Origin of the sequence: Dyella thailandensis (assembly GCF_050749815.1) — a bacterium.
Lineage (GTDB): Bacteria > Pseudomonadota > Gammaproteobacteria > Xanthomonadales > Rhodanobacteraceae > Dyella_A.
This window is the reverse complement of the sequence record NZ_CP192735.1, coordinates 3,595,455-3,616,829: the sequence shown is the minus strand read 5'-3', so window position 1 is coordinate 3,616,829 and position 21,375 is coordinate 3,595,455. Positions and strand designations below refer to the sequence as shown.

Annotated in this window: 22 protein-coding genes and 1 pseudogene; 8 read left to right on the top strand and 15 right to left on the bottom strand. The window is 67.6% G+C overall.

The window, feature by feature from the left end; translation table 11 throughout:
* Positions 1-83: 83 nt before the first annotated feature.
* Positions 84-1,277 carry a murein hydrolase activator EnvC family protein gene (locus tag ACQVBX_RS16445; protein WP_431635454.1) on the top strand — a complete coding sequence of 398 codons (1,194 nt, stop codon included), beginning with the start codon at positions 84-86 and terminating at the stop codon, positions 1,275-1,277.
* A 110-nt stretch (positions 1,278-1,387) separates the two neighbouring features.
* Positions 1,388-2,737, top strand: coding sequence for a S41 family peptidase (locus ACQVBX_RS16440; protein WP_431635451.1), 1,350 nt, complete (start codon positions 1,388-1,390; stop codon positions 2,735-2,737).
* Between the two features lie 10 nt (positions 2,738-2,747).
* Here ACQVBX_RS16440 and ACQVBX_RS16435 read toward each other — a convergent pair whose 3' ends face one another.
* The 5 genes and pseudogenes from ACQVBX_RS16435 to ACQVBX_RS16415 form a co-directional block, all read right to left on the bottom strand.
* The gene (locus tag ACQVBX_RS16435) at positions 2,748-3,215 is read right to left on the bottom strand and encodes a cupin domain-containing protein (RefSeq protein WP_431635448.1); all 468 of its coding nucleotides are present in this window, start codon (positions 3,213-3,215) and stop codon (positions 2,748-2,750) included.
* Positions 3,216-3,221: 6 nt separating this feature from the next.
* Complete coding sequence (tatC, locus tag ACQVBX_RS16430; RefSeq protein WP_431635446.1) at positions 3,222-3,980, bottom strand: twin-arginine translocase subunit TatC; 759 nt, start codon at positions 3,978-3,980, stop codon at positions 3,222-3,224.
* On the bottom strand, positions 3,967-4,407 hold the full coding sequence (gene tatB, locus ACQVBX_RS16425; protein ID WP_431635444.1) for a Sec-independent protein translocase protein TatB: 441 nt from the start codon (positions 4,405-4,407) through the stop codon (positions 3,967-3,969). Before tatB ends, tatC begins: the two co-directional genes overlap by 14 nt.
* A 21-nt stretch (positions 4,408-4,428) precedes the next feature.
* Positions 4,429-4,668: a twin-arginine translocase TatA/TatE family subunit gene (tatA, locus tag ACQVBX_RS16420; RefSeq protein ID WP_431635442.1), complete on the bottom strand. Its 240-nt coding sequence runs from the start codon at positions 4,666-4,668 to the stop codon at positions 4,429-4,431.
* 64 nt (positions 4,669-4,732) lie between these two features.
* Positions 4,733-5,404: pseudogene (locus ACQVBX_RS16415) on the bottom strand (lipid-binding SYLF domain-containing protein); the annotation flags it as partial.
* A gap of 126 nt (positions 5,405-5,530) precedes the next feature.
* Here ACQVBX_RS16415 and hemH point away from each other — a divergent pair.
* Together hemH and ACQVBX_RS16405 are read left to right on the top strand one after the other, a co-directional pair.
* On the top strand, positions 5,531-6,649 hold the full coding sequence (hemH, locus tag ACQVBX_RS16410) for a ferrochelatase (RefSeq protein ID WP_431635440.1): 1,119 nt from the start codon (positions 5,531-5,533) through the stop codon (positions 6,647-6,649).
* Between the two features lie 4 nt (positions 6,650-6,653).
* Positions 6,654-7,496: an alpha/beta fold hydrolase gene (locus ACQVBX_RS16405; protein ID WP_431635438.1), complete on the top strand. Its 843-nt coding sequence runs from the start codon at positions 6,654-6,656 to the stop codon at positions 7,494-7,496.
* A gap of 232 nt (positions 7,497-7,728) precedes the next feature.
* Here the strand turns inward: ACQVBX_RS16405 and ACQVBX_RS16400 are convergent, their stop codons facing one another.
* From ACQVBX_RS16400 to ACQVBX_RS16360, 9 genes are all read right to left on the bottom strand, one after another.
* Positions 7,729-9,435 (bottom strand): dipeptidyl-peptidase 3 family protein, encoded by a 1,707-nt coding sequence (locus ACQVBX_RS16400; RefSeq protein ID WP_431635436.1) that lies wholly within the window; start codon positions 9,433-9,435, stop codon positions 7,729-7,731.
* Between the two features lie 70 nt (positions 9,436-9,505).
* Positions 9,506-10,711, bottom strand: coding sequence for an ABC transporter permease (locus tag ACQVBX_RS16395; RefSeq protein ID WP_431635434.1), 1,206 nt, complete (start codon positions 10,709-10,711; stop codon positions 9,506-9,508).
* Positions 10,708-11,442 carry an ABC transporter ATP-binding protein gene (locus ACQVBX_RS16390; RefSeq protein WP_431635432.1) on the bottom strand — a complete coding sequence of 245 codons (735 nt, stop codon included), beginning with the start codon at positions 11,440-11,442 and terminating at the stop codon, positions 10,708-10,710. The genes ACQVBX_RS16395 and ACQVBX_RS16390 overlap by 4 nt, the downstream gene beginning before the upstream one ends.
* A complete protein-coding gene (locus ACQVBX_RS16385; RefSeq protein ID WP_431635430.1) occupies positions 11,439-11,609 on the bottom strand; it encodes a hypothetical protein in 171 nt (56 codons plus the stop codon). Before ACQVBX_RS16385 ends, ACQVBX_RS16390 begins: the two co-directional genes overlap by 4 nt.
* Positions 11,606-13,159, bottom strand: a complete 1,554-nt coding sequence (locus tag ACQVBX_RS16380; protein ID WP_431638218.1) for an alpha/beta hydrolase — start codon at positions 13,157-13,159, stop codon at positions 11,606-11,608. The genes ACQVBX_RS16385 and ACQVBX_RS16380 overlap by 4 nt, the downstream gene beginning before the upstream one ends.
* A gap of 23 nt (positions 13,160-13,182) precedes the next feature.
* The gene (locus ACQVBX_RS16375; protein WP_431635428.1) at positions 13,183-13,383 is read right to left on the bottom strand and encodes a helix-turn-helix transcriptional regulator; all 201 of its coding nucleotides are present in this window, start codon (positions 13,381-13,383) and stop codon (positions 13,183-13,185) included.
* On the bottom strand, positions 13,380-13,781 hold the full coding sequence (locus tag ACQVBX_RS16370) for a hypothetical protein (protein WP_431635426.1): 402 nt from the start codon (positions 13,779-13,781) through the stop codon (positions 13,380-13,382). Before ACQVBX_RS16370 ends, ACQVBX_RS16375 begins: the two co-directional genes overlap by 4 nt.
* Positions 13,781-14,413 carry a hypothetical protein gene (locus ACQVBX_RS16365; RefSeq protein ID WP_431635424.1) on the bottom strand — a complete coding sequence of 211 codons (633 nt, stop codon included), beginning with the start codon at positions 14,411-14,413 and terminating at the stop codon, positions 13,781-13,783. Before ACQVBX_RS16365 ends, ACQVBX_RS16370 begins: the two co-directional genes overlap by 1 nt.
* A 4-nt stretch (positions 14,414-14,417) precedes the next feature.
* Positions 14,418-15,350, bottom strand: a complete 933-nt coding sequence (locus ACQVBX_RS16360; RefSeq protein WP_431635422.1) for an alpha/beta fold hydrolase — start codon at positions 15,348-15,350, stop codon at positions 14,418-14,420.
* Positions 15,351-15,709: 359 nt separating this feature from the next.
* Between ACQVBX_RS16360 and ACQVBX_RS16355 the strand changes: the two genes are divergently transcribed.
* The 4 genes from ACQVBX_RS16355 to ACQVBX_RS16340 all read left to right on the top strand — a co-directional run bounded on the left by ACQVBX_RS16355 (position 15,710) and on the right by ACQVBX_RS16340 (position 20,749).
* Positions 15,710-16,249: a fimbrial protein gene (locus tag ACQVBX_RS16355; protein ID WP_431635420.1), complete on the top strand. Its 540-nt coding sequence runs from the start codon at positions 15,710-15,712 to the stop codon at positions 16,247-16,249.
* Between the two features lie 86 nt (positions 16,250-16,335).
* Entirely contained in the window at positions 16,336-17,079 is a 744-nt protein-coding gene (locus tag ACQVBX_RS16350) for a fimbrial biogenesis chaperone (protein WP_431635418.1), read from the top strand.
* Positions 17,076-19,817, top strand: coding sequence for a fimbria/pilus outer membrane usher protein (locus ACQVBX_RS16345; RefSeq protein WP_431635417.1), 2,742 nt, complete (start codon positions 17,076-17,078; stop codon positions 19,815-19,817). The genes ACQVBX_RS16350 and ACQVBX_RS16345 overlap by 4 nt, the downstream gene beginning before the upstream one ends.
* Positions 19,814-20,749: a fimbrial protein gene (locus ACQVBX_RS16340; RefSeq protein WP_431635415.1), complete on the top strand. Its 936-nt coding sequence runs from the start codon at positions 19,814-19,816 to the stop codon at positions 20,747-20,749. Before ACQVBX_RS16345 ends, ACQVBX_RS16340 begins: the two co-directional genes overlap by 4 nt.
* 35 nt (positions 20,750-20,784) lie before the next feature.
* Here ACQVBX_RS16340 and ACQVBX_RS16335 read toward each other — a convergent pair whose 3' ends face one another.
* Positions 20,785-21,246: a hypothetical protein gene (locus ACQVBX_RS16335; RefSeq protein WP_431635414.1), complete on the bottom strand. Its 462-nt coding sequence runs from the start codon at positions 21,244-21,246 to the stop codon at positions 20,785-20,787.
* Between the last annotated feature and the right edge of the window lie 129 nt (positions 21,247-21,375).

The following is a 21,375-nucleotide window of genomic DNA, read 5'->3' as shown; positions in this document are numbered from 1 at the left end:
TAAACGGAAAAACGCAAAGTGGTTGCGGAAGAGACTTCCGGCGCCGCCTCGCCGCCACCGCGATGCTCAGTGATAATCCCCCCATGCCCACGCCTCCCGCTTTCCGTCTGCTCCTGCCGATCTGCCTCGCCAGCGCCGTCACCCTGCTCGCCGCGCCGCCCGTGCTGGCCCGCCGCACCGGCCAGAGCGCCGCCGAGAAGGCCCGCGCCGAACACAAGCTGGACAGCGTGCGCAGCCGCATGGAGGCGCTGGCCAAGGCGCAGGAGGAGACCGCCAGCCAGCGCGATCGCGTCAACGCCGAACTGGCCAAACGCGCGCGCGCCCTGGCCAGCGCAGCCGGGGCGGTGCGTGCCACCGAGGCGCAGATCGCCGCCAAGCAGCACGACCTGGAACAGTTGCAACAGCAACGGTCGGCGCTGCAGTCGAAACTGGATCACCAGAAGGCCGCCATCGCCGACCTGCTGCGGGCCACCTATGCGCTCGGCCAGGGCTCGGACCTGCGCCTGCTGCTCGGTGACGAGGACGTGGCGCGCATCGCGCGTGCGCTGGCCTACTCCAAGTACTTCCAGCAAGACCGCCTGCAGCGCGTACAGCAACTGATGGCCGACCTCACCAAGCTGCAAGACGTGGAAACCGCCATCACCGCCGAGCAACAGGCGCTGGAAGCCACCCGCGCACAGCAGGCCGAACAGGCCAAGGCGCTGGCCGCGCGCCGGGCCGAGCAGAAGAAACTGGCCGACCAGATCGACGCCACCTACCAGGACGAAGCCGCCCGGCTGGCCGCGCTCAAGCGCGACGAGGCCGCGCTTACCTCGCTGGTGAGCAAGCTGCAGGCAGCCATCGACGAGGCCGCCCGCGTTGCGGCGCGCGAGCACGGCGGCCACGCGCCGGCAGGCGGCGGCAAGACGCCGGTGCTGGCCAATATTCGCGGCAGCCTGCCGTGGCCGGCAGCCGGGGCGGTGCACAGCTACGGCAACGGCGTGCTGATCAAGGCGCCCGGTGGTAGCGAAGTGCACGCCGTGGCCAAGGGCCGGGTGGTGTTCGCCAACTTCCTGCGCGGCTACGGCATGCTGGTGATCCTCGACCACGGCGGCGGCTGGATGAGCATGTACGGCAATAACGAAGCGCTGCTGCACCGCGTGGGCGACACCCTGGAAGCCGGCGAGGCGGTGGGCACCGCGATGGCGCCGACCGGGGTCAACACCGGCGCCTACTTCGAGCTGCGCCACGGCAACAAGCCGGTGGACCCGCGCAGTTGGCTGGCCAGCCATCGTTGACGCCACCCCGTGCCGCGACGCAGGCTAGCGAACGCGGGAATTACCGTTGCCGCCAGCGGTCCAAGCCGCCGCGCAGCCCGCGCTTACCTCAAGTTGTCCGGAGTTTTCCCATGCGTCTTTCCACCTGCGGCCTGATCGCCCTCCTGCTCGCCGCGCCGCTGGCCCACGGCCAGGACCTCCCCGAGACATCGGCGAGCGCAGCGGCGCCGGCCGCCGCCGGCTCGACGGCCGGTGCGCCCGATGCGGTGGATCTGGAGGACATCCGCAATTTCAGCCGGGTGTTCGAGGTGGTGCGCCAGGCGTACGTGGAGAAGGTCGACAACAAGACCCTGATGAAGGCCGCGATCAGCGGCATGCTGTCCGGACTGGATCCGCACAGCGAATACCTGGACAAGGACGGCCTGGCCGAGCTCACCGAGGACACCACCGGCGCCTACAGCGGCCTGGGCATCGAGGTGATCGAGCAGGACGGCCAGCTGCGCATCGTCTCGCCGATCGACGACACGCCGGCTGCGCGCGCGGGCATCAAGCCCGGCGACACCATCGTCAAGATCGACGGCAAGCCGATCACCGAGGAGAACATCGACGCGATGTTCAAGGACCTGCGCGGCGAGCCGGGCAGCAAGGTCACCCTCACCATCGTGCACGACAAGAGCGACAAGCTGATCGACCTGCCGCTGGTGCGCGAGAAGATCTCGGTCACCAGCGTGCGCACGCGCGAGATCGAGCCCGGCTACGCGTACATCCGCATCAGCCAGTTCCAGGAGGACACCGCGCCGGACCTGGAGAAGAAAGTCGGCGAGCTGATCGCCAAGCACGGTGCGCAGAAGGGCGCGGTGCTCGACCTGCGCTCCAATCCCGGCGGCCTGCTGACCGCCGCGGTGGCGGTCAGCGATGACCTGCTCGATGCCGGCACCATCGTCACCACCCGCGGCCGCCTGGCCGACGCCAACCTCAGCTTCAGCGCCCACCCGGGCGACCTGCTCAACGGCGCGCCGCTGGTGGTGCTGGTCGACAACGGCACCGCGTCGGCGGCGGAGATCGTTTCCGGCGCGCTGAAGGACAACCACCGCGCGCTGATCATCGGCAAGCGCACCTTCGGCAAGGGCGTGGTGCAGACCGTGCTGCCGCTGGACGCCGAGCACGCGGTGAAGATCACCACCGCGCGCTACTACACGCCCAGCGGCACCTCGATCCAGGCCGAAGGCATCAAGCCGGACATCGCGCTGGCCGACCTCACCGTGAACAAGGCCGACAGCGGCCCGCAGCTGATCACCTCCGAGGCCGACCTCAGCCATCACCTCGCCAACGAGGACGGCAACGCGCCGAAGGACATCAACAACGACGGCAGCGCCGAGAACGCCAAGCTGGCCACCCAGGACTACGCGCTGTCGCAGGCGCTCAACGTGCTCAAGGGGCTGGCGCTGAACCGACCGGCGGCGGTGCCGGCCAAGCGCTGAACCGACCGGCTCACGCGCCCGTGCCGGGCGCCAGCTCGCGCAGGCGCGCGGCGAGCGCGTCATCGTCCAGCAGGGTGAAGCCCGCGAACTCGAACGCGGGCGCGACCAGGCAGGTACATAGGGCATAGGCGCCCAGCGGGCGCGACGTCTGCCACGCTCCGGCGGGCACCACGCGCACCGGCTGCACATCGCTGTCGGGGTCGCCCAGCGGACCCAGCCGGAGACGTTCCAGCCGGTCGCTGCCGGGATGGTAGACCAGCAACTCCAGCGGATCGCCCTCGACGAAATGCCAGGCCTCCTCGGCATCCACGCAGTGCCACGCGCTGCGTTCGCCGGCGGCCAGCAGGAAGTGGATCGCGCTCAGCGCCGGGCGTTGGCCCGGTGCCGCCTTGGCGGTGTGGATGCGGCGGAAGTGGCCGCCTTCCATGTGCGGCGCCAGGGCGAGTCGGTCGATCAGCACGGCGGCGCGCGAAGGCATGGCCGATCAGGCGCGTCCGGCGCCGTCCGCGGCGGGTTTGAGCAGCCACGCTACCGCCAGCACGCCCAGCTCGTAGAGCAGGCACATCGGCACCGCCAGCATGATCATCGAGGTGATGTCCGGCGGCGTGATGAAGGCAGCGATGGTGAAGGCGCCGACGATGGCGTAGCGGCGGCCGCTGCGCAGCTTCTGCAGGTTCACCACGCCGATCGCGGCGAGGATCACCACCGCCACCGGCACCTCGAAGCACAGGCCGAAGGCGAAGAACATCAGCATCACGAAATCGAGGTAGTGGGTGATGTCGGTCATCATCTCCACGCCCTGGGGCGTCACCGCGGCGAGGAAGCGGAACGCCGCCGGAAGCACCAGGAAATAGGCGAACGCGCAGCCCATGTAGAACAGCACCAGCGCCGCGGCCAGCAGCGGCCGCGCCAGGCGCTTCTCATGCTTGTACAGGCCGGGGCTCACGAAGGCCCACAGCTGGTACAGGATCATCGGCATCGAAATGAACAGCGCCACGTAGAACGCCAGCTTCAGCGGCGTCACGAACGGGCTGGCCACCTCGGTGGCGATCAGGTGCGCGCCCTGCGGCAGGCGTGCCACCAGCGGCGCGGCGAGCTCGGTGTATAGGCGGTTGGCCATCGGCACCAGCGCCAGCAGCACCAGCAGCACCGTGACGCTGGCGCGCACGATGCGGCTGCGCAGCTCCAGCAGGTGCGAGAACAAGCCCTGCTGCAGGTCGATCGACGGCTCAGGACTGGCCATGCGGCACCTCGTCCGAAGACCCCGGCGCGGGCGCCGCGGGCTTGGCCTTCATCAGTTCGTCGGGGGACGCCGCATCGATCGGCGCGTCAGACGGGCTTGGCGCAGGGGCGTCCGCGCCGGCCAGGGTCGACACGTCGGCGCGGGCGGCGGACTCGGCCTTGCGCGCCGCCTCGTTGAGCTCGGCCTGTGCGGCATTGAGCCGCACCTGGGCGGCCTCCGCCTGCGCCGCGGCCTCGCGGGCAGCCTTGCGGATCTCCTCCACCTGCAGCTCGCGCTCTACTTCGGCGCGCACGCTGTCCCAGCCGGAACGCAGGCGTCGCAGCAGCGTGCCGGCAGTACGCGCCGCCACGGGCAGCTTCTCCGGCCCCAGCACGATCAACGCAATGACGGCAAGCAACAACAGCTTGCCGAAGCTGATCTCGATCATGGCCGCACGCCGTCGACGTGCTTACTTGGCGTCGCTGGAGTCGCGCTGACTCTGCGTGGCGGCATCGGGCGCCTTGGGCGGATCGGCCTGCAGCCGCTCGTCGGCCTGCTTGCGCTTGGCCGCGTCCTCGTCGTCGCCGTTGAGGCCTTTCTTGAAGTCACGCATCGCCCCGCCGAGGTCGGAGCCGATGTTGCGCAGCTTGCCGGTGCCGAAAATCACCACGACCACGATAAGCAGGATGATGAGATGCCAGATGCTCATGATGTCCTCGAATGCCAAACCGGTGGGTCGCGCGCCACACCTGCGGGCGCGCGACCTCAGATCAGCGTGAAGTGTACTCCTCCAGCCGGTCGCGGAAATCGACCACCTGGCTCGGCACGTTGCTCACGCCGCCCTCGAAAATCCGCCGCGGCGTGATGCCGGCGCCGTAGATCGAGGCGTTGGCGTCGTAGTCGATACGCAGCGCCGAGCCGTCCAGCGCCACGCCGGCGAACAGCCCGCGCGAGCGCGAATAAGAGTAGATCTCCGCTTTCATCTGGCTGTCGGTGGCGGCGCTGGCGGTGCGGCCCACCGGGCCGGCCGCGGCCGAGGCGTCCGCGCCCAGGGTGAACTTGCCGTTGACGATCGAATCCACTCCGCGCTGCGTGCGGAACACCAGCACCACGTCGGTGGAGGAGACGCCGATCTGGAAGCCCACGCTGCCGCCGGTCATGGTGATGAAGCTGGGGTTGGACCAGGTGCCGTCCGGGCTCTTCACCGAGATCAGCCCCTCGCCGCGGCGGCCGCCGAAGATGAAGCCGGCCTTGACCATGTCCGGGATCACCGCGATCGCCTTGGCGTCGCGCAGCAGATCCTGCGGGATCGCCTTGTCCGGCGCCTGCATGATCTCGTTGAGCACGCGCACCGCGTTCTGCGCGCGCACCAGCGGCGGGTCCTCGGCATGGGCGGCCATGGCCGGCAGCAGGAGGGTCAACGCGAGCAGCGACCAACGACGCAGGGATGCTTTGAACATGGAAGGCTCCGGGTGAGGAAGAAACGGGATCGTGCGGCATTTCGCGCGATCAGGCCGGGGGTGCGGCCTGTGGCAGACTGGGCGGCCATTTTCCGACCGCCGTCGACGCCCATGAGCAGCAACTATACCGGCCTGGCCGGGTATACCCACGACCAGCCGGCCAAGGCTGGCGTACTGCTGGTGAACCTCGGCACACCGGAAGCGCCGACCGCGGCGAAGCTGCGCCCTTACCTGGCCCAGTTCCTCAGCGACCCGCGCATCATCGAGCTGCCGCGCTGGCTGTGGAAGCTGATCCTGCACGGGGTGATCCTGCGCATCCGGCCCAAGCGTTCGGCGCACGCCTATGCGCGCATCTGGACCGAGCAGGGCTCGCCGCTGCGCACCGGAAGCGAGGCGCTGATGCGGGCGCTGCAGGCGGAGATTTCCGCGCACCGGCCCAGCCCGATCAAGGTGGAACTCGCCATGCGCTACGGCGAGCCGTCGGTGCGCCGGCAGATCGAAAAGCTGCAGCGCGAGGGCGCGCGCCGGTTGCTGGTGCTGCCGCTGTATCCGCAATATTCGGCGACCTCCACCGGCTCGGTGATCGATGCCGTGGCCGACACGCTCAAGGCGCTGCGCTGGCCGCCTGAGCTGCGCCTGATCAACGACTACCACGACGACCCGGCGCACATCGAGGCACTGGCCAGGAGCGTCGAGGCGTTCTGGGCCGAACGCGGCCGCGGCGACAAGCTGCTGCTGTCCTTCCACGGCATTCCCGAGCGCTACCTGCGCGCGGGCGACCCGTACTTCTGCCAGTGCCACGCCACGGCGCGCCTGCTGCGCGAGCGGCTGGGGCTGGAGGCGGGCCAGGTAATGACCAGTTTCCAGTCGCGCGTGGGCCGCGAGCGCTGGCTGCATCCGTACACCGACGAGACAGTCAAGCAGCTGGCGAAAGACGGCATCGGGAAGCTCGACGTGATTTCCCCGGGGTTCGCCGTGGATTGCCTGGAGACGCTGGAGGAGATCGCCATGCAGAATCGCGAGTTCTTCCTCGAAGCGGGCGGCAGCGACCTGCGCTACATCCCTGCGCTCAACGACTCATCCGACCAGGTCAAGGCGCTGGCCGACCTGGTGCTGCGCCACGCGCAGGGCTGGCCGGAATTCGCACCGGACTACGATGCGGAGGCGGCGCGCGCGCGCCAGCTCGCCGCCAAGGACCGCGCCGATGCCATGCACGGGCGCACCGGCTGAACGCATGAGCGAACCGCGCGAACTTCGCATCGATCTGCCCACCCTGCGGCTGGCCGCACTCACCTGGGGTGACGACGACGCGCCGCCGCTGCTCGCCCTGCACGGCTGGCTGGACAATGCCGCCAGCTTCGCGCGGCTCGCGCCGCTGCTGGCTGCGCGGTATCGGGTGATCGCGCTGGACCTGCCCGGCCACGGCCACTCCGATCATCTGGGCGACGGTGCCAGCTATCACTGGCCGGATTACGTGCGCGCCGTGCTCGGCGCCGCCGACGCGCTGGGCCTCGCGCGCTACGTGCTGCTCGGCCACTCTCTGGGCGCCGGCATCGCCTCGATGGTGGCCGCCGCCCGACCCGGGCGTATCGAACGCCTGCTGCTGATCGAAGGCCTGGGCCTGCTCGGCGACGACGGCACGCAGACACTTCAGCGCTTTCGCGACGCACTCGCCGCCGAACCGGCCGGCAAGCGCCTGCGCACGTTCGCCAGCATCGAGCAGGCGATCAGCGCGCGCACCCTGGCCAGCGGCCTGCCGGCCAGCCAGGCGCGGCCGATCATCGAACGCGCGCTGCGCGAAGCCGACGGCGGCTGGCAGTGGCGCAGCGATCCGCGCATCAACCGCCCCACCCCGCTACGTCTGGCCGAAGGCCAGATCCACGCCCTGCTCGCGGGCATCGACGCGCCCACCCGCCTGCTGCTGGCCGAACCGGCCACTTCGTACCTGCCCAGCGGGCCGATGCAGCGCCGCGCCGAGTGCGTGCGCGATATCCGCGTCACGCACCTGGCCGGCGGGCATCACCTGCATCTGGAGCATGCGCAGGCGGTGGCGGATTGGGCGTTGCGGGCGGATTGATCCGACCGACGGGCAACCACCGCAAGTGGCGATAGCTGTCTACGTCGGAAACGTCGCCGGCATCTCGTCCGAGCCCCCACGTCGTCATGCCCGCGAAAGCCGGTGCCCCTTCAAGCTCGAAGCACGAGTCGCTGGATGACCGTCATCCGCCGTTGAAAAGCACGTCCGGCTTTCGCCGGTGTGACGAGGTGTAGAAGCGCCGCCCGCCCGGAAGGACGGGCGACGTTCGGCGTCACAGCCCCAGCACGTCCTTGCCCTGCTCGAACGTGATGTCCACCGGGATGTGCGCGGCATCGAGCTTCTTCAGATCGCCGGCGAGCGTGGCGTCTACGTTGCCCATGGAGTCGGTGAGCGCCTTGGCCGCGGCGTAGTCGCCATCGCCCTGGATGGTGAGCAGCTTCGCCGAGAGCTTGTTCATCGCCGCGGTCATCTTGTCGAAGTCGACGCGGTAGCGGCCGGTGGCCGGGTCGCGGCTAAAGGCACCCTCTCGCTGGAAGAAGTTGAAGCGCACCATGTTGGCCTTGGCGTGCGCGTCGCTGGCGCCGAAGCGCACCGAGCGCAGGATGCCGGCGAGGAAGGTGACGTAGTTGTCCATCAGCTTGGTCTTGTCCAGCTCGGCCTTATCGGCCAGCTTGGCGACCATGTACAGGCCCAGCACGTCGGCCTTGCCTTCCTCGAAGCTGGAGGCCTGGTCCTTCAGCGCCTCGCGCACGGTGCCCTTGCCGTCCAGGGTGTTCTTGATTCCCAAGCCGTGCGCCACTTCGTGGAACATGGTGTTCTGGAAGAACGCGTCGAAGGTGAGGTTTTCCTGCTGGTCTTCGGCGATCAGCTGCTTGGCGATCGGCAGCATGATGGTGTCGAACTTCGCCTGCATCACGTTTTCCAGCTGCAGCCGGCGCGTGCCCTTCTTCAACTGCACCTGCTCGTCGTTGGGCAGGTTGATCGCGATGGTCTTGGCGCCGACGTTGGCGTCGCCGGCGTAGTACACGGCGAAATAGGCGTTGAGGTCGGCATCCGATCCCGGCGTCTCGGCCTTGTACTTCGCATCCACCGGCAGCTCGCGCTGCAGCTCGGGCAGGTACTTGGCGAAACGCGCCAGGCGCTTGCTCCATGCCTGGTCCTTCACCAGCACGTAGCTCTCGTAGCTGGCCTTGTAGCCGAACAGCTGATCCTCGTAGGTCTCGATCGGGCCGATCACGATGTCGACCGGGTTGGACTTCATGTCCATCCAGGCGAAGTCGCTGGGCTGGTAGTCGTCGCTCTGCAGGGCGTCGGCGCGCATCGTGAGGTACTTGGCGAAGCCCTTGTCCTTGGCCAGCTTGGCCGCCTCGCGCAGCAGACCAGCGGCCTTGTCCAGCTCGGTCTTGTAGGCCACGTGGTAGGGCACGGTGGTGAGCTTGCCGGCGTCATCGCGGCGCAGCAGGGTGTAGAGCGAGGCCTTGTCCTTGAGGTCGGCCTGCTCGAACTCGGCCTTGCTCATGTCCGCCGGGTAGAACTGCGCACCGGCCGGACGCTCGCCCACGCCTGCGACGAACGGCTTGTCGTTGTCCAGTCGATTCCACGGGCCGTAGTTGAGTTCGGCGAAGGCGCGTACGTCCGGATCGCTGATCTTGGCCATCAGCGCCGCCTTGTCGCCCCAGGACTGCTGCCAGTAGATCGCGTTGGTGGTGTCGGCCGCATCGATCAGCAGGCCGAGCATTTTCTTCTGGTCGGCGTCGAGGCCGGAGAGGTCGGCGGTGAGCTTGACCTTGGCGTAGTCGGCCAGGTGCTGCTGCACCGCGCTGTCAGCGGCTGGCGTCGCGGCCGTGGCGGCGGCAGCGGGCTTGGCAGCCGTCTCGGCGTTTGCCGGTGCCTGGCCCTCATGCGCGGACGAGCATCCACTCAGGGTGGCGCTGCCCAGGGCGAGCAGCAGGCACAGCGGGAGCAGGCGATGGCGCATGGCGGTTCTCCGTGGAATGAAAACCCCATGGTAAGCGAGGGCGACACCAACGCGCCGCCCTCGCCCGTCATCAACCGGAGATCGCCAGGCGCTCGGAGCGGTACAGCTGCATGGTGACGCCCGCCGCGATGATCGCCGCCAGCGCACTGCCGCCCAGGCAATAAGCCAGGTGCAGCGGACTCACGCCGGTGCCGCGCACCAGATCGAGGATGCCCAGGTGCTGGCCAAGCAGCGGCACGGCGTACATCCAGTTCTGCGGCTTGATCGGCATCACCATCAGCGCCACGCTGGGCAGGATCGGCAGCATCATCAGCAGCGACACGTAGGTCTGCGCCTCGCGGTAGCTCTTGGCAAACGCCGCCACCATCGACTGCAGCGCGCCGAGCAGAACGATCATCGGCAACTGCAGCAGCAGCACGTGCAGCGCGAACGACGGCCCCAGGTGCAGCTCCATGCCCAGCTTTTCCGCCGGCACGAAGCGACCGACGATGCTGAAGCCGACCAGGCAGATCACCAGGCTGGCGGTGGAGAACGCGCAGATCGCCGCCAGCTTGCCGAGGAAGATCTTCCACCGCGGCACCGGATTGGCAAACAGCGGCTCCAGCGATTGCCGCTCGCGCTCGCCGGCGGTGAGGTCGATCGCCAGGTACATGCCACCGATGAACAACGTGAGCACGAACAGGTACGGCAGGATGTTGAACAGCAGCACCGCGCGCGACTGCGCCGTGGCCTGGTCACGCTTGGCCACCACCACCGGATTGGCGGTGGCCGGCGACAGCCCGCGCGCCACCAGCCGCATCGCCCCCTGCACGCGCGCATAGCCCTCGATGAGCTTGGTCACCCGTTCCACCGGCGTGTTGGCATCGCGTTGGGAGGAGTCGTAGATCACCTCCACCTGCACCGGTTCGCCCTTGCGCCAGGCCTCGGGGTAATCGGCGCGAATGCGCAGGGCGAGATCGATCTCCTGGTTGCGTACCGCCGCCTCCGGATCGGCGATCGCCGGCTGCGGCACCACGCCACCGGCCTTGAGTGCATCGACCAGATTGGGGGCGTACTGCGCGCCGATCACCGGCACTTTCAGCGGCTTGTCCGCCTTGTCCAGTTCGCGGTTGATGGTGAAATTGATCAGCATCACGAACATCAGCGGCGTGAGCAACGGGCCGGTGAGGAAGGCGCTGGTGAGCGTGCGGCGGTCGCGCAGGTTCTCGCGCACCTCCTTGAGGAACACGGTGAGCACAGCGCGCGTGCGACGCAGTGGGTTGTTCAAGGTATTCATGCGGCGAGGCCCTCCTCGCTGCCGATCAGTTTCACGAAGGCTTCCTCCAGGTTGCTCTCGCCGGTCTGCGCGCGCAGCTGGTCCGGCGTGGCGTCCGCGACCACGCGGCCGCGCGCAATCACCACGATGCGGTCACACAGCGCGCCCACCTCCTGCATGATGTGGCTGGAAAACAGCACGCAGCGGCCCTCCGCCTTCAGGTTGAGCATGAACTCGCGCAGCGCGCGGGTGGCCATCACGTCCAGGCCGTTGGTCGGCTCGTCCAGAATCACGTTGCGCGGATCGTGGATGAGCGCGCGGGCGATCGCGGTCTTCACCCGCTGCCCCTGCGAGAAGCCCTCGGTGCGGCGGTCGGCGATGTCGGCCATGTCCAGCGCGCCGATCAAGGCCTCGCGGCGCGTGCGCAGCTCGTCTTCCGGCAGACCCTGTAGGCGCGCGAAGTAGTCGATGTTCTCGCGCGCGGTGAGGCGTTTGTAGAGGCCTCGCGCATCGGGCAGCACACCCAGCCGGCGACGCACTGACAGCGGATCGACCGCCGCGTCGATGCCATCCACCAGCACCTGGCCGCGGTCGGGCGCCATCAGCGTGTAGAGCATGCGCAGCGTGGTGGTCTTGCCGGCGCCGTTGGGGCCGAGCAGGCCGGTGATCTCGCCGTCGCGGGCGGCGAACGTGACGCCGTCGACGGCGTTCACCGCGCCGAAGGCCTTGTGCAGATCCTTCACCTCGATCATGGCGTGGCACTCCTGGTCCGGCATGAGCTTGCGCGCGGCAGCACCGACAGGGCGACCATCAGCGGAAGCAGAATCTGGGCGAAGAACGGGGGCGCACTGCACAGCGCCGCGATGAACATGGCCGCCGCCCACAGCAGTGCGGCAAAAAGGGTTTGCTGCTTTTTCACGGCGTCGCTCCGTTGAAATCGATGAACATCGGGGTGGGCTTGAGGCGCTCCAGGCAGCTGGCGTCGAGCGTCTTCGGCTGCAGGTCCTCGACGAAGTGCTTGACGATCTTGGGCATGCAGCCGGCGCCCATTACGTTGTGGCCCTGGCCGGTGGCGACCAGATGACGCCCGTTGCTCAAGCCCTTGAGCACCTCCTCGCCGTAGCGAGGCGGGGTCACCGGGTCGTACTGGCCGGACAGCAGCAGCACCGGCTTGTCGGTCTTCAGCGGATCGTGGAAATCCTTCGGCCGCGTGCCGTGCGGCCACACGCTGCAGACCGTGGTGAGCGCGTCGATCATGCGCGTACCCAGAATGGTGTGCTCGTCCTGCGGGCGCGGGGTGAACAGGTCCGCATCCTCGCTGCAGATCACCGACGACTGCATGCCGCCGTTCATGGTGTCGGCCAGGTCGCCGGAGAGCAGCTTGGCCTGTCCCAGCAGCGGGCCGACGTCGCCGTGAGCGGCCGCGTCGATCGACAGCGGCAGCAGCGCCGCGGTGATCGGCGAGTAGGCGAACATGCGCACGACGCTGGCCAGCGAGAACTCGCTCAGCCGGCGCTGCACGGTCTGGTAGCTCTGCGGGTCGCGGAAGCTCACCGTATGCGGATTGGCGCGCAGCGCGTCACGTAGCTGGTACAGCGTCTGGTACGGGTCGCCGAAGCGCTTGTGGCACTCGGCATCGGCGGTGCAGCGGGCGAACTGCGCCTTCAGTGCGTCGTCCAGGTTCTGCGCGAAGTCCTCGCCCAGCACCAGCGAGTTGGGCACCACGCCATCGAGCACCACTGCGCGTACGGCGTCGGGATAGCGCATCAGGTACTGCTGCGCCATGCGCGTACCGTAGGAGACGCCGACCAGGTCGAAGCTCGGCGAGCCCAGCGCCTTGCGCACGTCTTCCAGATCCTGCGCGGCGATGGTGGTGGTGTAGAAGCGGGGATCGGCGTTCTTCTCCACCTGCGCCAGACAGCGGGTGATTTCGGCCTTGAGCTTGGCCGGATCGTCCTCGACGTCATCGTCGGGCGTGGCCGGCTTCTCGTCGTTCTTGCAGCTCAATGGATGCGAGCCGCCGGTGCCGCGCTGGTCCAGCAGCAGCAGGTTGCGGTGCGCGAGCAGCGGATCGAGCGCGGCGAGCGCGGCGGCGGCGTTCTCGGTGGCCGCCTGGCCCGGGCCGCCGGCGAGGAACACCAGCATGTCCTTGGTCGCCACTTCCGCATTCGAACGCACCACCGCCAGGCGCAGCTTGATCTTGCGGCTGGCCGGGTCATCGCGGTTCTCCGGCACCTCGAACGGCGCGCACCACGCGGCGGTGGTCTGAGCGCTGTTGGGCTGGCCCAGTTCGCACGCGGTGAGCGTGAGCGAGCCGAGTTTCCAGGTGGCCGGCGGCGCCGGCTTCACCGGCGTGGCCGGCGCGGACGATGCGTTGGTGCTTGCAGGCGCCGGCTCGGCCGCCTTGGGTCGATGGGCCACATGGTTGGCGGCGATGATCGCGACCGCAATCGCGACCGCCACGCCCATGCGCGCTGCTTTGGGTTTCGTGCTCACGTGCTGCTCCCCGGGTCAAAGATGGATTCGATCGGCTGCCCGAACAGCCGCGCGATCTTGAAAGCCAGCGGCAGGCTCGGGTCGTACTTGCCTGTCTCGATGGCATTGATGGTTTGCCGCGATACGTCGAGCCGCTCGGCCAGATCGCCCTGCGACCAGCCCTGCTCCCCGCGCAGGTCTCGCACGCGGTTGTTCATGTGTTGGCGTACCGGCGCGCCACGAACACCTTGGCCAGGCCGTAGGTTCCGAACAGCGCGGGCAGTACCAGAATCGCCACCAGAAACGCCGGTGGCCTGGTGATAACGTTCACGCTGAGCAACAACCCCACGCTGAAGAAGCCGAAGCCGGTGAGCATGGAGGCAATCGCGAACGCCTCCAGGTCGATCCGCCGCTCCAGTTCGTCCTCGTCGCGCAGCAGGCGCACCATGGCGCGAATCATCGCCAGCACCGGCAGCAACGGGAGCAGCGCCAGCACGATGCGTAACGCGGCCACCTTCACGTGGGGAATGCCGAACGCGAACAACATGATCAGGGCGACGTACGCCATGGTCGCCGCGACCATCTCTCGCAGGTATCGCTTCTGGATGGCGCGCATCAGCGACGGTCCTCCAGCCCTTCGCGGCGGGCCCGCGAGCGACGCCAGAAGCTGCGGATCGTCCAGAATGCGCACATGGCCGCCACGGATACCGCCATGCCTGCGAGCATGCCCAGCCGCGTGTCGTCCAGGCGCCCCTGCCACCACGACACAAGGGCCACGAGGCCGATGATCAGCGACATCATGGCAAGGAAGGTGAGCATCGGTCGCGACGAGCCTTCGTCGCATTCGGTGGAACCGCCATAGCGACGGGTGATGATCCACCAGTGACTGATGCTGTAGCTGACGATCAGCACCGGAAACACCCATATCAGGATGCTTCCATCCAGCGACACGGCACCGGCGGCGGCGAGCAGTCCACCGACCATGCTCGCGGCGCCGACGATGGCCGTGGCCACGCCCAGTGCCAGCAGGTGCGCACGCTGCTCCATCTCGTCGCTGGCGAGGATCTTGCGTGCCAGCAGCGCGATCACGTAGAGCATCGGAATGGCCGGGATGCACGCCAGCAGTGCCTTCATCCATAGCTCCGGCGTGCTGCGCGTCAGTGGCCACACCAGCAGCATCATGCAGACGTACACCACCATGGTCACGCTGATGTGGCGCTGGTACTGGCGGTCGGTAAAGCGCGGCACCGGCTCAGTGCTCCGGGGCCGGCGAGGGGAGGCGCGCCATGAAGTCGTCCAGCGCCACTTCGAGCTTTTCCTTCTGGTCGAACATCACGAAGTGGCGCGCCGGCGCGATCGACACCACCTTCACCTGCGGTGCCTTCGCCAGCAGGCTGCGGTAGTAGTCGGCCTTCTGCTGCTCGCTCATGGCCTGCGGGCCACTGGCGAAGTCCGGCGGGTTGTACGGCGAGATCTCCAGCAGTGGCACGTTGGCGTGCGCCAGCGCATCGCGGAAATCCAGTGCCAGGTCTTCGGCCATGTACTGCGCTACGACCTTCGGATCGCTCGCCGCATTGCGCTTGCCATAGCGCTCGGCCTGAGCGGAGTCGAGCACGCCCATCGACTGCATGAAACCGACCTGCTGTGCCTCGAACTGGACCGGCGTCAGGCCCTGCATGCGCGCCTGCATTGCCGCGGCCATCGCCGGGCGCTGCTCCGCGGGCAGGTTCTCGGTGCCCGGGAACACCGGCAGCCCGTCGACCGCGACCACGCCACCCACCAGTTCGGGATGATCACTGGCCAGCTTGAGCGAGACGGTGCCGCCAAGGCTATGGCCCACCAGCACCGGCTTGGTTACATGGCGCGTGCGGATGAGATCGGCCAGCGCGTCTTCGGCCTGCTGAATGAAGTTGCCACCGGCCGGTGCCGCGGTGCCGTCGAAGCCCGGCAGCGTCACCACGTACACCTGATGATGAGCCTGCAGGTGCGGCAGCAACTCCGCCCACACCCACGCGCCCCCGCCCAGTCCGGGCACCAGGATCAGCGGGCGTCCGGCGCTGCCGTGCTCCTGCACATGCAGCGCCGGCGCCTTGGCCGGAGCGGTGGCGGTGGCGGCCGTCGGCATGCTCGCGGCCATGGCCAGCATTGATGCCAGGGCGGCAGCGAGCGTCGTCTTTGTGTTCATGTCCCCTCTCCCTTTGCTGTAAAGCAACCTTGACACGAAGGCTAAGCGGGCCGAAGCGCGCCTGTCAAGCGTCCTTTACAGGAGGCCGCCATGTCGGCCAGAGATCGGCAAACTTGAGCTCAAAAATGTGACCTGGTTTGCAATTTCTGACGCTATGTGTCGCAATTCACAGAATTTTTCGGGCGCCAAGAGTGCCCGGAAGACGAGCCAAGCGCATGTAATCCTTGGCTTTTTTCGCCGGACACCGGCGTTTTCCGACGCTTTGGCACGTGGCTTGCTCACCCTAGCTCGCAAAACAGAAACACCGCTTCGTCCTTCGACCACTTGATCCACTTCACGATTCACCCAAGGGGGAATTCATGTTCCAGCGCAAGACGCTTCTCTCCACCGCCCTGGTCGCCACCTTCGGCTTCCTCGCCCTCGCCACCGCCCCGGCCCAGGCCGCCAGCACCGGCACCATCAACTTCAGCGGCAAGGTGCTCGCCGATACCTGCACCATCGCCGTCAACGGCGGTGCCACCGTGACCCTGCCGACCGTGATGACCGCTGCGTTTGGCTCGACCGTCGGCACCACCGCGGGCGACACCCCGTTCACTGTTGCGCTGTCCGGTTGCGACACGAATACCGCCAGCGCAAAGATGGCGTTCTCTGGCAGCAACATCGACAACACCAGCGGCGATCTGACCAACACCACCACTGGCGGCTCGAACGTGCGCATCCGCCTGCTGAACAGCAGCAACCAGGCGATCAACACCAAGACCGGCACGAATGCTCCGAACATTGCCGTGACCAGCGGCTCGGGTTCGACCCAGATGACGGCGCAGTACATCTCCACCGCCACGGCGACCAGCGCCGGCCTGGTGACGTCGAGCGTGAACTTCACGCTGACCTACCAGTAAGCAGCGGCCATCGCTGCAACCGGCTCGGCCGGTTGCAGCGGGTCGCCCGTCGCTCCCCGCGGCGCAACGAATCTCTGGAAGTGCCCATGAAAAGCCTGCTCTGCGCTGCCGGCGCAGTCATAGCCGCGCTCGCTCTGGGCGCAGCTCCCGCCCATGCCACCGTAGTGATCGCTGGAACCCGCGTCGTCTTTCCTGCGGCGACCGGCGAAGTGACGGTGCGACTCAGCAACGAAGGCAGCCAGCCAGCCCTGGTCGAAGCCTGGATCGACGACGGTGATCCCGCGTCCACCCCGGACACCGCCAAGGTGCCGTTTCTGGTTACGCCTCCACTGGCTCGCATGAACGCCGGTAAGGGGCAGAGCCTGCGCATCGTCTATGCGGGGCAGCCGCTTCCGGCTGACCGCGAATCGCTGTTCTGGCTCAACGTCCTGGAAATTCCTCCCAAGCCCGTCGCCAAGACCGGCGAGGAACAGAACACGCTGCAGTTCGCCGTGCGCTCGCGCCTCAAACTGTTCTTCCGCCCGGCGCAGCTGGCCGGTGATCCGGCGACGGCGGCACAGGGCGTGGCCTGGCAGTTGGTCAAGGACGGCAACGGATACGCCCTGGAAGCCCACAACGCGTCGGCGTACTACATCACCTTCAGCAAGGTATCCATCGCCGCCGGGTCGAGCTCGTATGAGAGCGAGACCGGCATGGTCGCGCCGCAATCGACGCTGCGCCTGCCGGTCAAGGCGCTCGACCACAACCTGCCGGCTGGCAGCGCGGTCGACTACACCGTGATCAACGACTTCGGCGCGGGGACGCCTTACAAGGGCAAGGTCACGCCATGAGCGCTCGCCGGCAGGAGGGCGCCGCGCAGCGCCGCCTGCTGGCGGCGATCATCGGCTTGACGCTGGCGGGCTGGGGCCACCCGGCGGCGGCTTACACGGCGACAGCCTCGGCTGCCGTCGATGCAGCCGTGGATGCCAACTTCGATCGCAGCATGCTTTCGGGAGCCGGCCAGAACACCACCGACTTGTCGCGTTTCGAACGTGGCAATTTCGTGCCCGCCGGCACGTACAGCGTGGACATCTTCCTCAACGAGCGGCCGATCGGCCGCCGCGACGTGCGCTTCGCCGCACCGTCTGACGACGCCAGCGCCACCGCCTGCGTGACACCCGCGCTGCTCGACCTGCTCGGCCTGCACCCGGCTGACGTCACCGCGCAGACCACTGCCGACCTCGCCAACCCTGCGTTGTGCGTGGACATCGGCCGGGTCGTTCCCGGCGCCAGCATGGATTTCGACATGGGCGACCTGCGGCTGGACACCAGCGTGCCGCAGGCCTCGCTGGGCCAGATGGCGCGCGGCTACGTCGATCCGAGGTATTGGGACTCGGGCGTGACGGCCGGCCTGCTCAACTACAACTTCAACAGCTATCGCACCAGCGGCCAGGGGCTGACGCAGACCTCGTCTTACCTCGGGCTCAACGCCGGGCTGAACCTCGGGCGCTGGCACCTGCGCCACGACTCGTCGCTGGTCTGGCAATCCGGCGCCGGCCGCGCGCAATCGACCCGCCACTGGCAGAGCATCGCGACCTATGCGCAGCGCGACCTGCCGTCGCTGCACGCCCAGCTGACGATCGGCGACTCCTGGACCAGTGGCGAGGTGTTCGACAGCGTCGGCCTGCGCGGCGTACAGATCGCCACCGACGACCGCATGCTGCCGCAATCGCTGCGCGGCTACGCGCCGACCGTGCGCGGCGTGGCCGACAGCAACGCCAAGGTGACCATCCGCCAGAATGGCATGGTGATCTACCAGACCACGGTGGCTCCGGGTCCGTTTGCGATCAACGACCTCTATGCCACCGGATACGGCGGCGATCTCGAGGCGAGCGTGACCGAATCCAATGGCCGCGTGCACACCTTCTCGGTGCCCTACGCCTCGGTGCCGCAGCTGCTGCGTCCGGGCGTGAACCGCTTCAGCCTCGCCGCCGGACAGCTGCGCGACAACACCATCAAGGGCAAGCCGGGGCTGGTCCAGGCCACCTGGCAGCGCGGCTTCACCAACCTGCTCACCGGTTATGCCGGCGTCACCGGTTCGCAGGGCTACGCCTCGGCATTGATCGGCACCGCGCTCAATACGCGCTATGGCGCCTTCGCGATGGACGTCACCAGCGCCCGCTCGCGCATCCCCGGCTTCGATACGCTGTCCGGCCAGAGCTTACGGCTGAGCTACAGCAAGACCCTGGCCGAGACAGGCACGTCGCTCAGCGTTGCCGCCTACCGTTATTCAACCAGCGGCTTCCTCACCCTCGGCGATGCCGAGCGCGCCCGCGACTACGCACGGCGCGGTCTGCCGGTGTTCGCCGCCGGCAATGCGACCCTGCCGCAGATCATCAACGGCGTGCCGATATCGGATCTGCTCACGCCCGAGCAGCAGGCGGCGCTGATCGGCGGCAACTATCGCGACTACGTGGTGCAGAGCGGCGTCGACCGCCAGCGCAACAATTTCAGCGTCACCCTGAGCCAGACACTGGGCACGCGCGGCGGCTCGATCTACCTCACCGGCTCCGCCCGCGACTACTGGAACCGTGGCGGCACCGACACGCAGTACCAGGTGGGCTACAACAACTCGCTGGGCCGCATGACCTACAGCCTGTCGGCCAGTCGGGAGCGCGACCTGTTCGGCCGCAGCGACAATCGCTTCATGGCGTCCGTGACCATCCCACTGGGCGATAGTCCGCACACCCCGATACTCACCGGCAGCGTGGCACGCGATACCTCCGGCGGCATGCAGGAGCAGGCGACCCTGAGCGGCACCGCCGGCGCCAGCGACCAGTTCACCTACGGCGCCACTGCCAGCCACGACAACACGGCGAGCACAGGCAGCGCGGGCAGCACAGCCAGCGTCACGGGCGGCTATCGCGGCCCGCACGTTCAGTTGAACGCAGGATTTGGCCATGGCAGCGGCTATTCGCAGGCCTCGCTGAACGTGGCTGGCGGCGTCGTCGCGCATCCGGGCGGCATCACGTTCGGCCAGCAGCTCGGCGATACGGTGGCCATTGTCGAGGCCCCCCATGCAGCCGGTGCGCGCGTAGGCAATGCAGCCGGGCTGCGTATCGACAGCCACGGCTACGCTCTGGTGCCCTACGTCACGCCCTACGTGCTCAACACGCTCACCATCGACCCGACCGGGTTACCGCTGGACGTGCAGCTGGACAACACCAGCGCCCAGGTCGCGCCGCGAGCCGGCGCCGTGGTACTGGTGAAGTTCAAGAGTGAGAGCGGTCGGTTTGTGCTGATCCAGACGAAGCTGGCCAATGGAAAGACGCTGCCGTTCGGTGCCGAGGTGCGAGACGAAGAGGATCGCGTAGTCGGCGTGGTGGGCCAGGCTGGACGGATCATGGTGCGCGTCTCCCACGAGAGCGGGCAGCTGGATATCCGCTGGGCGGAGCACGGTACCGCGAGAGGCTGTTCGGTACCTTACAAGCTGGGGTCCCAAGCCACGGAGACCAGGCAAGGCTCGGCAGCCATTACACAGGTAGAAGCGATGTGCGAACCGTCGCAAATTCTCGGGAGCGGCGCATGAGGCGGCTGGTCAAGGGATGCGTGTTTACGCTCCTCCTATTGCTCTCATCCGCGCCGCTGGTGGCGCGGGCGAAATGCTCCTACTCCTCGGGCGGCAACACGTCTGTGACCTTCAGCCTGCCGGCGCAGATAACCGTCCCCCTGAACCTTGCCAACGGCGCAACCATTGCCTCCACCGGCCAGGTTTCACCGGACAATCCGCCGGTCATTTCCTGTGGCGGCTTTTTCGGCCAATACGTCAACTACGGCGTGGTCAACGCACGCGGCAGCTTTCAGTCGGACAACCTGACATTCGATACTGGGGTGGCAGGAGTCGGCTATCGGATCACCCACCCAACGGACTACCTCACGGCATATCCGTACAACACCGAACTGCTGTCCAGTTCCACCTTCAGCGTCACCTCGGGACTGGAGCTGGTGAAGACCGGCCCGATCACGTCCGGGAGCACGCTTGTCGCCGGCAAACTCGGTGACTGGCGCTGGGAGTCGCTCTACCCGGAAACCTTCCGCCTCGCGAATTCAGTGGTGTTCACCACGCCCAGCTGTGATCTGGCCACTGATCCGACCAACGTGACGCTGCCCCCCACGACCACCGGAGCCTTTGTCGGCGTCGGATCCACGGCGGGAACGACGCCGTTCCAGATCAGCCTGAATTGCCCGCCCGGTGTCGCGGTGACAAAGATCACCATGCATACGGCTTCACCAGACAGCCACCCGGGCGTGGTGCAACCGTCCGGCCCAGGGTACGCGGCAGGCATCGGCGTGCGCGTGTTGGACAGCTCCATGAACCCGGTGGTGTTCGAGACGCAGATGGCGATCAACCCCGGCGCCACCAGTTCGATTCCGTATTACGCCCAGTATTTTCAGACCGCCCCGGCGGTCAGCGCGGGCAATGTCAAAGCGACGGTCACGTTCGACATCTTCTATCAATAGGCGCCGTCGACGCGGATCGCTCCAGACTTCGGGCGCTAGTCGTATGTACGCACGACGAGCCGCGCTTGACCCGGCCCCTGTTCGAGGCTGGCATTGCGGGCGAAATAGGTGAGCAGCCGGTCGCCGCTGGCACTGGCCTCATCCACCGGACGCACCGTGCGCGTGTAGACCCGCCCGGGATTCGATGCGGTCTTGCCGCAGCTTTGCCGGGTGGGCGCCGTACTGGCGCCAGCCAGATCCGCGCCGGGCTGAGCCACCGCACACGTGGGCTCGACGACAGCGCCGGAGAAGGCGATGCGCCCTTCGGCCGCGCGAGCCGAACCAGCACCGGCAAGCAGCGCGGCGCACAGTGGCAGGAAAAGAACTACTGACGAGATGTTCATGCCGAAGCCCTCGACATCCGCGGGGTTGGCGGTGTCCGAAGGGGTTTTCGGCCCGCGCCGTCGCGCCTGAATAGCGTCGACCTGGCCAAGTGGGCCAATTGCGATCCAGTTCACATAAATGGCGCGAAGTGCCGTTTGCGCACCAAAATGCGCTTGACAGCCGGTTTTACACGTCGACTTTCTGGCAGATGCGCCACAGCCGCCTAGGCTGCTCGTGGCGAGCGTCGAAAATACGGCGCTCAG